General features: G+C 73.6%; 10 protein-coding genes. All 10 read left to right on the forward strand.

From position 1 onward, the window contains the following. Window positions 1-121 precede the first annotated feature (121 nt). Window positions 122-1,378 (forward strand): ATP-grasp domain-containing protein, encoded by a 1,257-nt coding sequence (locus PBV52_RS37675; RefSeq protein WP_274244825.1) that lies wholly within the window; start codon window positions 122-124, stop codon window positions 1,376-1,378. Then, window positions 1,375-2,274, forward strand: a complete 900-nt coding sequence (locus PBV52_RS37680; RefSeq protein WP_274244826.1) for a Rossmann-like domain-containing protein — start codon at window positions 1,375-1,377, stop codon at window positions 2,272-2,274. The genes PBV52_RS37675 and PBV52_RS37680 overlap by 4 nt, the downstream gene beginning before the upstream one ends. After that, on the forward strand, window positions 2,271-3,347 hold the full coding sequence (locus PBV52_RS37685; RefSeq protein WP_274244828.1) for a PLP-dependent cysteine synthase family protein: 1,077 nt from the start codon (window positions 2,271-2,273) through the stop codon (window positions 3,345-3,347). Before PBV52_RS37680 ends, PBV52_RS37685 begins: the two co-directional genes overlap by 4 nt. Next, window positions 3,344-4,390, forward strand: a complete 1,047-nt coding sequence (locus tag PBV52_RS37690) for a dipeptide epimerase (protein ID WP_274244830.1) — start codon at window positions 3,344-3,346, stop codon at window positions 4,388-4,390. Before PBV52_RS37685 ends, PBV52_RS37690 begins: the two co-directional genes overlap by 4 nt. After that, window positions 4,374-5,636: an MFS transporter gene (locus PBV52_RS37695; RefSeq protein ID WP_274244832.1), complete on the forward strand. Its 1,263-nt coding sequence runs from the start codon at window positions 4,374-4,376 to the stop codon at window positions 5,634-5,636. The genes PBV52_RS37690 and PBV52_RS37695 overlap by 17 nt, the downstream gene beginning before the upstream one ends. A gap of 611 nt (window positions 5,637-6,247) precedes the next feature. Next, window positions 6,248-7,009, forward strand: a complete 762-nt coding sequence (locus PBV52_RS37700; protein WP_274249828.1) for a bifunctional 2-polyprenyl-6-hydroxyphenol methylase/3-demethylubiquinol 3-O-methyltransferase UbiG — start codon at window positions 6,248-6,250, stop codon at window positions 7,007-7,009. 25 nt (window positions 7,010-7,034) lie between these two features. Next, on the forward strand, window positions 7,035-8,600 hold the full coding sequence (locus PBV52_RS37705; protein ID WP_274244833.1) for an ABC transporter substrate-binding protein: 1,566 nt from the start codon (window positions 7,035-7,037) through the stop codon (window positions 8,598-8,600). Window positions 8,601-8,602: 2 nt separating this feature from the next. After that, window positions 8,603-9,556 (forward strand): ABC transporter permease, encoded by a 954-nt coding sequence (locus PBV52_RS37710; protein WP_274249830.1) that lies wholly within the window; start codon window positions 8,603-8,605, stop codon window positions 9,554-9,556. Beyond that, window positions 9,553-10,383 (forward strand): ABC transporter permease, encoded by an 831-nt coding sequence (locus PBV52_RS37715; protein WP_274244835.1) that lies wholly within the window; start codon window positions 9,553-9,555, stop codon window positions 10,381-10,383. Before PBV52_RS37710 ends, PBV52_RS37715 begins: the two co-directional genes overlap by 4 nt. Further along, on the forward strand, window positions 10,380-11,942 hold the full coding sequence (locus PBV52_RS37720) for an ABC transporter ATP-binding protein (protein WP_274244836.1): 1,563 nt from the start codon (window positions 10,380-10,382) through the stop codon (window positions 11,940-11,942). Before PBV52_RS37715 ends, PBV52_RS37720 begins: the two co-directional genes overlap by 4 nt. Window positions 11,943-12,021 lie beyond the last annotated feature (79 nt).

Consider the following 12,021-nt stretch of genomic DNA (forward strand, 5'->3'; position numbering starts at 1 on the left):
AACGGGGTGGTAAATGAAAATGATTATCGCTAACGTGTGCGCGTCAAGTCCGGCACCCCTCCGACCGAGGGGCGCCCCGGGCTGCCTTGACGTCTGAACTCACGGCACGAAAAGGGGAGTTGTGGCTCATCTGCTGGTGGTAGAGAGCTGGGTCGGGTCGATGAGCAGGCTGCTGCCACGGGCGATCCGGGAGGGCGGACACGAGTTCACCTTCCTCACCCGGGACCTGCATCACTACCTGCGCTCGGCGCCCGAGGGCACGGCGCACCCGCTGCTCGGGGCCCGCAATGTGATCACGACCGACACCAACGACATCGACGCCCTGCTGCCCGAGGTGGAGCGGCTGCACTCGGTGCTGGGCTTCGACGGGGTGGTCACCTCCTGCGACTACTACCTGCCGACGGTGGCCCGGATCGCCGGGCACCTCGGCCTGCCAGGACCCGGCCCCGAGGCGGTGCACAACGCCTGCCGCAAGGACGCCACCCGTCGCATCCTCGCCGACTCGGGCCTGCCCGGACCGCGCTTCGCCGTGCACGAGGAGTGGGCCGACCTCGCCCGCGCCGCGAAGGAGATCGGCTACCCGCTGGTCGTCAAGCCCGTCGATCTGTGCGCGGGCATGTATGTGCGGCGCGTCGACGACGAGTCCCAACTCGCCGATGCCTTCAGGGCGTTGGCCGACTTCCCGGTCAACGCCCGTGGGCAGCGGCGCACCTCCGCCGTGCTCCTGGAGGAGTTTCTCGACGGCCCTGAAGTGAGCGTCGAGACCGTGTCGTACGGGGGCGCGGTGCACCTGATCGGCGTCACGGACAAGAGCATCGGCGGAGCGCCCGCCTTCATCGAGACCGGCCACATGTTCCCGGCCGCCCTGCCGCTCGCCGACATCGACGCCGCCGAGCAGACCACGCTCGGCGCACTCAAGGCGCTCGGGCTGACGGACGGGGTCGTGGCGCACACCGAGATCAAGCTGACCTCCGCAGGTCCGCGTGTGGTCGAGGTCAACCCCCGGCCCGCCGGCAACCGCATCACCGAGCTCGTCCGCCATGTCACCGGCATCGACCTCGCCGCCGCCTTCGTGGACGTCGCCCTCGGTCGCGAACCCGACCTCAGGCGCACGGACACCGGCCTGCGCAGCGCCGCCATCGGCTTCCTCGTCCCGGACCGCGCGGGCCGGCTCGAAGCGCTCGACGCCGGACAACTGGCCGACGAACCAGGTGTGTTGGAGGTTCAGCTCGCCGAGCCCGGCAAGATCGTGAAGGCGGCGGGCAGCAACAACGAGTACCTGGGCCACGTCATGGCCGGAGACCCGGACGGGCCCGGCGCGCGCGAGCGCGTGGAGAACCTGCTGGCCGGACTGCGCGCGGGGCTGGTGATCCGATGACCGCCGTAAGCGCGACGCCGACGGCGCCCTGTCGAACGTACGACGACCTGGTCGCCCGCGTCCGCGCCGGCGCCCTCGGCCCCGACCCCCGCGCCCAGCGGATCGCCGTCGCCTTCACCACCCGGCAGGCGGTACGCCACGACGGGCGCGGCACCGGCTACCGCAACGAGGTCCTCAGCCTGCGCCTCGCCGAGGCCGTCGGCTCGTGCGCCGTCGAGCCCGGGGAGCTGCCCGACAGCGCGCTCGACGACTGCGTCGGCGCCGACGTGGCAGGGCTGCTGGAGCACCCGCTGGCGGCGGTGCGGGTGGCCGCCCTGGACGCCTACCTGATGCACGTCACCCCGCACACGCCGGACCACGGGGCCCTGCCCGTCGCGCTGCCCGCCGGGTCCTCGCTGGAGAAGTCCAAGGCCAGGGCGAGGGCCGTGGTCGAGCTGCTGGACCTGCGGGCCGGGGGCACGGTGCTGGTCGTCGGTGTCGTCAACTCCCTGCTGGAAGCGCTGCGTTCGCGAGGCATCGGCTATGTGCCGTGCGACCTCAAGGGCGGGGTGACGGAGTGGAGCGAGCCGGTCGTCGCCGACGCGCTCGCCGCGGCCGGTGGCTGTGACGCGCTGCTGGTGTCCGGGATGACCCTGGGCAACGGCACCTTCGAACCGCTGCGCGAGCACGCGCTGCGGCACGGCAAGCAACTGGTGATGTTCGCGCAGACCGGCAGCGCGGTCCTGCCCCGTTTCCTGGGGCACGGCGTGAGCGCGGTGTGTGCGGAGCCGTACCCCTTCTTCTGGCTCGACGGCGGGCCCGGGGTGGTCCACCGGTACCGGTCATCCGGGGGCGTGGATCGGCACGGTACTTCCGGGGTCGTTCGTCAGCACGGATCCTCCGGGGGTGCGCGATGACCGCCACCGCCCTACGCCCCACCGCCCGCCCGGAGCTGCTCGCCCTGCTCGGCCGCACCCCGGTCGTCCGGGTCACCACCGACCTGCCGCACGCCCACCCCGGATTCTGGGCCAAGCTCGAAGGGCTCGCGGCGGGCGGTATGAAGGCGCGGGCCGCCGTGTCCATGCTGCTCGGGGCGCGTGAGCGGGGTGAGCTGCGGCCCGGCGCTCCGGTGGTGGAGTCCACCTCCGGCACGCTCGGCATCGGGCTGGCCTTTGCCGGGCAGGCGCTCGGCCATCCCGTCGTGCTCGTCGGGGACAGCGAACTGGAGCCGTCCATGCGGCAGTTGCTGCGTGCGCACGGGGTGCGGCTGGAGCTCGTCGACCGACCAGCACCCCAGGGCGGCTGGCAGGCGGCCCGCCTCGGCCGGCTGCGCGAACTGCTCGCCGAACTGCCCGGCGCCTACTGGCCCGACCAGTACAACAACCCCGACAACACGGCCGGCTACGCCTCCCTGGCCGCCGAACTCGGCGCCCAGCTCGACCACTTGGACGTCCTGGTGTGCAGCGTCGGCACCGGTGGCCACAGCGCCGGCCTCATCGGCCCGCTGCGCCGGCGCTGGCCCGCGCTCCGGCTCATCGGCGTCGACGCCACCGGCTCCACGATCTTCGGCCAGCCGGCCCGCCCCCGTCTGATGCGCGGCCTCGGCAGCAGCATCCACCCGCGCAACGTCGCCTACGACGCCTTCGACGAGGTCCACTGGATCGGCCCCGCCGAGGCCGTGGACAGCTGCCGACGGCTCGCCCGGGGCAGCTTCGTCAGCGGCGGCTGGAGCACCGGCGCCGTCGCGCGGGTCGCCGCCTGGGCGGCCTGCGTGCACCCGGGGGCGGTCGTCGCCACCGTGTTCCCGGACGGACCGCACCGCTACCTCGGCACCGTCTACGACGACGACTTCCTCGCCGCCCACGGCCTCGACCTGGCCGGCGCCGCCACCCGGCCCGTGGAGATACCGCACCCGTACGCCGCCGAGGCGAGCGGGTGGGCGCGGTGCGCGCGAGTCGCCGATCCGCTCTCTCCCGGAAGGACGCAATGAAGGCCCGCCTGCGCACCGTACGTCTCGAACTCGCCGAGCCGCTGCGCATCTCCCGCTCCACCATGACCGCCCGCGACGCCGTGTGGCTGGGCGTCGAGCACGACGGCGTGACCGGATACGGCGAGGCCGTCAGCAGCGTGTACTACGGGCTGGACGCCGACACGCTCGTACGGCTGATCTCGGCGGTCGGTCTGGAACGGTTCGCCGATCCCGAGAGCGCCCTGGAGGCCCTGCCCGCGGGGACCGTTGCGTCCGTTCCGCCCGCCGTCACCGCCGCCGTCGAGTCCGCGCTGCTGGACCTCGTCGGCAAGCGGGACGGTGTGCCCGTCCACCGTCTCCTGGGCGCGGAGACGTCGTTCGGTGCCGCCACCGCACGCACCATCGGCATCACCTCGCTCGCGCACGCGGCAGCCGAGGCCCGGCGCCTTGCCGCGAGCGGATTCGAGGTCGTCAAGGTGAAGGCGGGCTCGTCCGATGCCGAGGACGACGTGGAGCGCGTGCGGGTCATCCGTGACGCGGCCCCTCACGTGCGGCTGCTGCTGGACCCGAACGGGGCCTGGAGCGTGGCCGAGGCCGAGCGTCTGCTGCCCCGGTTCGCCGCGCTCGGGGTCGAGGCCGTCGAACAGCCGCTGCCGCCCGGTGACCCGGCTGCGCTGGGCGCCCTCGCCGAGAAGTCGCCGCTGCCCGTCATCGCCGACGAGGACGCGGTGAGTGTGGAGGACGTACGGCGGCTGGCCGGGCGCGTCCACGGCGTCAACGTCAAGCTCGCCAAGTGCGGGGGAGTCCGGGCAGCCCTGCGGATCGCGGAGTTGATCGAGGGCAGCGGGACGGAGCTGATGCTCGGCTGCCTCACCGCCAGCAGCCTCGGCATCGCGCCCGCCGTCCACCTGGCCGACCGGGCCCGCTGGGTCGACCTGGACGGGCATCTGCTGCTTGCGCACGACCCGTGGACGGGGATCGGCGGCGCGGACGGCACCGTACGCACAAGTGGCCTCCCTGGGCTGGGAGTCGAGGAGGTGACGGCGTATGAAGACGTGGCGTGAGATGCGGGGCTTCCCGGTCGCCGTCCAGCTCCTGCTCGTCAACCAGCTCGGCGTCAACACCGGCTTCTACCTGCTCATCCCGTACCTCGCCACCCACCTCGGCGAGAACCTGGGCATGTCGGCGGCGGTCGTCGGGATCGTCCTCGGCGTGCGGAATCTGAGCCAGCAGGGCCTGTTCATCATCGGCGGCTCGGCGTCGGACCGGCTCGGGGCGCGCGGCGTCATCATCGCCGGGTGCGCCCTGCGGACCGTCGGCTTCGGGCTGTTCGCGCTCGGCGACGGGCTGCCGGTGCTGCTGGCCGCGTCCGTGCTCAGCGGGCTCGCGGGGGCGCTGTTCAACCCGGCCGTGCGGGCGTATCTGGCGCAGGAGGCGGGGGAGCGGAAGGCGGAGGTGTTCGCGCTGTTCAACGTCTTCGCGACCACCGGCGCGCTCATCGGGCCGCTGCTGGGCAGCGCCCTGCTGCTCGTCGACTTCCGTACCTCCGCGCTGACCGCCGCCGGGATCTTCGCGGTGCTCACCGTGGCGCAGGCCCTCGTCCTGCCCGCGCGCAAGGTCGAGCCGAGCGGCAGCGGTGTCCTCGGGGACTGGCGCGAGGTGCTCGGCAACCGGGCCTTCCTGGCGTTCGCGCTCGCCATGGTCGGCATGTTCACCCTGGAGAACCAGCTCTACCTGCTGCTGCCCGACGGGGCCCGGGAGGCCACCGGCTGGGACGGCGCGGCGGGCATCGTCTTCCTCGTCGGTACGGTGGCCAACCTGGCGCTTCAGCTGAGAATCACCAGGCGCCTCAAGTCCCGTGGCGACAGGGCGCGTTGGATCGCCCTCGGCCTCGCGGTGATGGGGCTGGCCTTCCTGCCGCCGGCCCTGGTGGCGGGCGCGGGGTCTCCCGGCTGGCTCGACGCCGGGCCCGTGCTGCTCGGCGCGCTGCTGCTCTACCTCGGCGTCATGGTCGCCTCACCGTTCGTCATGGAGCTGATCCCGCGCTTCGGGCGGCCCGAGCTGACCGGCACCTACTTCGGGATCTTCTACGTCGTCTCCGGAATCGCCGCGGCCGTGGGCAACACCGTCGTCGGGTGGGCCATGGACGCGGGGGAGAGCGGGGGCCATGCGTGGCTTCCGTGGCTGTGCTGTGCCGCGTTCGGGCTGGCCTCGGCGGGCGGCGTGGCCTGGCTGCACCGGCGCGGGGCACTGCCCGGGGACCCGGTCCCGACGGCTCCTGCGCAGGCCGGAGAGAGGAGCACGGCGTGAGTGCGGTGCGCGAAGGAGGCGAGGCGGAGCGGGGCGTGGTCGACGGCCGGGAGAGCGGTGGTCGAGGCGCCGCCGTCACCGGGCCGGGCGTCCGGGAGGCGGGCGTGGCCGAGTGCTCGGTGCCGAGCGCGGTGGCGGGCTCGCGGACAGGTGTGGTGCGGGGCGTGGCCGCCGGGTTGGGTGGCCGGGAGGGGGATGTGGCCGTTGTGGCGGGGGGCGGGGAGGGCAGCGTCGATACCGGCGCGCCGACCGGCGGGTGGGCGAGCGGTGGTCGAGGCGCCGCCGTCACTGGGCCGGGCGTCCGGGAGGCGGGCGTGGCCGAGTGCTCGGTGCCGAGCGCGGTGGCGGGCTCGCGGACAGGTGTGGTGCGGGGCGTGGCGGCCGGGTTGGGTGGCCGGGAGGTGGATGTGGCCGTTGTGGCGGGGGGCGGGGAGGGCAGCGTCGATACCGGCGCGCCGACCGGCGGGTGGGCGAGCGGTGGTCGAGGCGCCGCCGTCACCGGGCCGGGCGTCCGGGAGGTGGATGTGGCCGTCGCGGCGGGGGGCGAGGAAGGCAGCGTCGATACCGGCGCGGCGACCGGCAGTCGCAACCTCCTCACCGACAATCCCGCCCTGTACGAGGCCCGCTTCCCCGACCCCGACCGGCTCGCCGGACGCTGGGCCGAGGACTGCCTGCGCCGCCACGGCGCCGGGCCGCGGGCCCTCGACATGGGCTGCGGCACCGGTCGCGACGCCGCGCACCTGCATGGCGCCGGCCGTACGGTGACCGGCGCCGACCTCTCCGAGGCGATGCTGGCGCACGCCCGCGTCCACCACCCGGGGCCGGCGTACGTCAGGGCCGACCTGCACGGCTTCGACCTGGGCCGGTCCGCCTTCGACGCGGTCGTCTGCCTGGACAGCTCCCTGCTGTACTGCCACACCAACGACCAGCTCGACGGCTTCCTCGCCTCCTGCCGCCGCGCCCTCGCACCGGGCGGGCTGCTGGTCGCGGAGATGCGCAACGGGGCGTACTTCCTGGGCCGTACGGACCTCCTCGACGCCCCGTCCGTCAACGCCTTCAGCTGGCAGGGCACCGCCTACCGGTCCACCACCACCCTGAGCGTCGACCGCACCGCCCAACTCCTGCGCCGTACCCGCGTATGGACGGCCGCCGACGGCGCCGACGGGGCACCGCCCGTCGAACAGCGCTCCGCCTGGCGGCTGCTGTTCCCGCAGGAGCTGCGCCACTTCCTCGCCGCGCACGGCTTCGAGGTCCTCGAACTGCACGACGGACCCGGGCCGCGGACCGAACCACCGTGGCGGCAGGGCGAGTTGCCCGGCGTCACCACCGACGCGGACCGACTGCACGTCGTCGCGCGCCTGCACACCATCTGAGCCGAAGCACCAGTAAGGACCAGTCATGTACGACGAACGATTTCCCGGCCTGCGCCGCCGCGGCTTCCTCGCCGCCACCTCGGGCGCTGCCGCCCTCGCCCTCGTCGGCTGCGGCAGCGGCACGGACGACAAGGCGGCCGGCGGCTCCGGCACCCCGAAGCGCGGCGGGCGGCTGCGTGCCGCGTTCGCCGGCGGCGGTGCGAGCGAGACCCTCGACCCGCACCTGGCCAACCTCTTCGCCGACGTCGCCCGCGCCAAGGCGCTCTTCGACAAGCTCGCCGACTACGGCGCCGACCTCGCAGCCCAGCCCCGCCTCGCCGAGAAGTGGGAGTCCAACAAGACCCTGGACCGCTGGCAGGTGACGCTGCGTCAGGCCACTTTCCATGACGGGAAGCCGGTCACCGCCAAGGACGTCCTGTACAGCTACCGCCGTATCGCCGACCCCAAGCAGGCGTTCCGTGCCAAGGCGTCCCTGGAGCCCATCGACCTCGACGCCAGCCGTGCCACCGGCGAGCGGAGCATCGAGTTCGTGCTGAAGCGGCCGACCGCCGAATTCCCCAACATCCTGGCCGCGTTCGGCGCGTACATCGTCCCGGAGAACGCCACCGAGTTCGACGCCAAGCCGATCGGCTCCGGCCCCTTCCGGTTCGTCTCCTTCGCCCCCGGCCGCTCCGCCGTCTTCCGCCGCAACGACGACTACTGGGAGGGCGCCCCGCTCCTCGACGAGGTCGAGTTCGTCGTCGCCAACGAGGAGTCCGCCCGTGTCAACGCCCTCCTCGGCGGCCAGGTCGAGTACGCGCACGAGCTCAACCCCACCACCGCCCGCGCCCACGAGGGCCGGGGCCAGATCGAGATCGTGCGGCTGCGCAACAGCGCCATGCAGGCCTTCTGCATGAAGACCGACCGGGCGCCCTTCGACGACAAGCGGGTCCGCGAGGCCTTCTTCCTGATCGCCGACCGCCAGGAACTCGTCGACGGCGCGCTGTCCGGCGCGGGCGAGGTCGGCAACGACCTGTTCGGCAAGGGGTACGAGTACTACGCCGCCGATCTGCCGCAGCGCGAGCAGGACCTCGACCGTGCCCGCGCCCTGCTGAAGAAGGCCGGTGCCGAGAAGCTGAAGGTCACCCTGGACACCTCGGCCGTCGCCGCCGGGTTCACCGAGGCCGCCGGCATCTTCCGCGACCAGGCCGCCAAGGCGGGCGTCACGATCGACGTGAAGATGGGCAGCAAGGACTCCTACTGGAGCGACATCCTCGACAACGGCACTCTGTGCTGCTACCGCTCCGGCGCCATGCCCATCGAGGCCCACCTCTCCCAGCGCCTGCTCACCGACTCCACCACCAACGCCACCAAGTGGCGGCACAAGGACTTCGACGCCCTCTACCAGCAGGCCCAGTCCACCCGTGACAAGACCGAGCGGGCCGCCGTCTACGAGCGGATGCAGCGCCGTCTGTACGCCGAGGGCGGCTTCCTCATCTGGGGGTTCGCGGACTGGATCATCGGAACGGCGCGGACGGTGAAGGGAGTGGAGACGAAGGCCCCCGCCAACACCCTCGACTGGGCCCGCTTCGACAAGGTGTGGCTCGCGTGAGGATGAGCCCCCTGCGCTCTTTCGTCGCCCGGCGCCTGCTCCTCGGTGTCGCGCAGACCGTGGCCGTCGTGCTGCTGGTCTTCGCGCTCACCGAGGCGCTGCCGGGCGACGCGGCGGTGGCCCTCGCGGGCGACCAGCCGGACCCCGCGCGCATCGCCGCGATCCGCGAGGCGATGGACCTGGACCGGCCGGCGTACCAACGGCTGGCCGACTGGGCGACCGGCCTGCTGCACGGCGACTTCGGCACGTCGCTGGCCTCCGGCCGCCCGGTCACGCAGTACATCGCCGACGGCTTCGGGCCGACCCTGCTCCTGGCCGCGCTCACCGTCGCCCTGCTGGTCCCCCTCGGCTTCGGTCTCGGCGTGCTCGCCGCCCGCCACGAGGGAGGGCTGATCGACCGGCTGGTCAGCTCGGTGACGCTGGCCGTGTACGCGGTCCCCGAGTTCGCCCTCGGGGTGCTGCTGGTGACGGTCCTCGCCCTGAAGCTGGCCTGGCTGCCACCGACGGCGGTCGGCTACGGCACCGACCTGCTCGCCCATCCGGCGGCCCTGATCCTGCCGGTGCTGGTCCTGCTCTCCCGCCCGGTGTGCTCCCTGTCCCGCCTGGTGCGGGCCGGCATGGTCGACGCCCTCGCCTCCCCCTACGCCGCCCACGCCCGCCGCTACGGCGTCCCCGGCGCCCGCGTCCGCTACACCCACGCCCTGCCGAACGCCCTCGCCCCGGCCGCACAGCAACTCGCCCGCACCGTCGACTGGTTGCTGTGCGGGGTGATCGTGGTCGAGGCGCTCTTCGTGATCCCGGGACTGGGCACGGTCCTCCTCAACGCCGTGGCCGAACGCGACGTACCGGTGGTGCAGGGGCTCGCCGTGGTGTTCGGGGTGCTGACGGTCGTGCTCAACCTCGGGGCCGATCTGGTGGCCCATCGGCTCACGCCCCGTGCGGGGGTGGCCGCATGAGGACGCATCGCCGTTTCGCGCTCGGCCTCACCGTCATCGCCGTCCCCCTCGTACTCGCCCTCCTCGGACCGCTGTTCACCGGGGACCCCGGGCCCCGCGCCACGTCCTTCACCCTCGGCGGCGGCCACTGGCTCGGCACCGACTTCGTCGGCCGTGACGTGTGGCAGCAGGTCCTGCTGGGCGGCCGTACGGTCGTCCTCACCGCCCTCGCCGCCACCGCACTCGGCTACCTCGTCGCCGTCCCGGTCGCGCTCGTCAGTGCGCTCACCCGCCTGCGGTGGCTGGAGGAACTGCTGATGCGGCCGCTGGACGTGCTGCTCGCAGTGCCGTCGCTGCTGCTGATCCTGCTGGTGGCCTCCGTGCTCTCGCCGGGCGCCGCCGGGCTGGCGCTGCTCGTGGCCCTGGTGAACGTGCCCGACGCGGCCCGGATCGTGCGGGCGGCGGCGGGGGAGGCCGCGGCGCGCCCCGCTGTCGAGGCGCTGCGCATGCAGGGGGAGACCTGGTGGCGGATCGCCGTCGGCTACGTCGGCCGGTCGGCGCTGCGCACCCTCGCCGCCGACGCGGGCATCCGGCTGACCGGCGTGCTGTACCTGGTGTCGACGGCCGCGTTCCTCGGCGTCGGCGTCGCGCCGGACGCCGCCGACTGGGCGGTCATGGTCGACCGCAACCGCACCGGCCTGTTCGTGCAGCCCTGGGCCGTGGTGGTGCCCGCGCTGCTGATCGTGGCGCTGACGATGGGCACCAACCTGCTCTTCGACGCCGCGCTGGAGAAGAAGGCCGTCCTGGAGAAGAAGGCCGCCCTTGAGAAGAAAGGACGACGCCGGTGAGCCGGGCAGAGGATGCGGTGGTCGCCGAGATCCGCGACCTCCGCGTCGAGATCGACGGCCGCGCGCTCGTCGACGGCGTGCACGTGCGCGTGCTGCCCGGGAAGGTGACCGCCCTGGTCGGCGCCTCCGGCAGCGGCAAGACCACGACGGGCCTCGCACTGCTGGGGGAGTACCCGCCCGGCGCCCGCGTCACGGGCGAGATACGGCGCACCGGGGACGGCCCGGTGGGTTACGTCCCCCAGCACCCCGCCGCCGTCCTCAACCCGGCCCGCCGGGTCGGCGCGCTGCTGCACGACATCGCCCGCCCGCAGGTCCGTCACCTGCCCCGCGCCGAACGCCGTGCGGCAGCCCGCCAACTGGTCCTGCGCGCCCTGACTGACGCCCAACTGCCGGACGGCGCACCCCTGTTGCGTCGCCACCCCCACCAGCTCTCCGGCGGCCAGCAGCAACGCGTCGTCCTCGCCCAGGCCCTGCTGCTCGGCGCCCGCGTCATCGTCGCCGACGAACCCACCACCGGCCAGGACGCGTTGACCAAGAGCCGGATCGTCGAGCAGCTGGCGGCGGTGGCGGCACGCGGCATCGCGGTCGTCCTGCTCAGCCACGACCTGGACGTCGTACGCGCCCTCGCCGACGAGGTCCTCGTCATGCGCGCGGGCCGGGTCGTCGAGTCGGGCCCGGTGGAGCGGCTGTGGGCGGCGCCCCGGCACGAGTGGACGCGCCGACTGCTCGACGAGCAGCGTGCGGCCCAGCAGGGTGCGCAGAGCGCAGGTTCCAGCCAACCAGTCCTGGAAATACGGGACTTGACCGCCGTGCACGATCGCCGGACCGCCGTCCTGCACGCCCCGCACCTCGCTCTGCACCCCGGCGAGTGCCTGGCCGTGGTCGGCCGCTCCGGCAGCGGCAAGACCACGCTGGCCCGCTGCCTCGCCGGCCTCCACCGCGACCACGACGGCGAGATCCTGCTCGACGGCTCGCCGCTCCCGCGCAGCCTGCGCCACCGCGACCGCGCCCAACTGGCCGCCGTGCAGTACGTCTTCCAGGACGCCCGCGCCGCCTTCGACGAGCACCGGCCCGTGCTGCAGCAGGTGGCCCGTACGGCGGTACGGCTGCGCGGCGCCGATGAACGGGCGGCCACGGACGAGGCGTCGGCCACCCTGAACCGCCTCGGCCTGGCAGCGGACCTGACCCGCCGCCGCCCCGGCGAACTCTCCGGCGGCGAACTCCAGCGCGCCGCCCTCGCCCGTGCCCTGCTCGCCCGTCCCCGGGTGCTGATCTGCGACGAGGTCACCTCCGGTCTGGACACGGTCACCCGGCGCGGCATCCTCGACGTCCTCGCGGGCCTGGTCGGCGAGGGCGACGATCTGTCCCTCGTGCTCATCACCCACGACCTGGACACGGCACGCCTGGCGCACCGCATCGCCGTACTGGACGCGGGCGAACTGGTCGAACAGGGGGCGGCGCACCGGATCCTGACGAAGCCCCGGCATCCGTTCACGATCTCTCTCATGGAGACGACGGAGCGCCTGGAGGCGGGGGCCGGGCCGGGGATCCGCGGATGAGCCGACCTCCGGGCGCCTTCGCGGAGGAGACGGGAAGGCCTCTGCGAGTGGCCCGGAGGTCGGCGGCTTCGGGGCCCTC

Origin of the sequence: Streptomyces sp. T12 (assembly GCF_028736035.1) — a bacterium.
Lineage (GTDB): Bacteria > Actinomycetota > Actinomycetes > Streptomycetales > Streptomycetaceae > Streptomyces.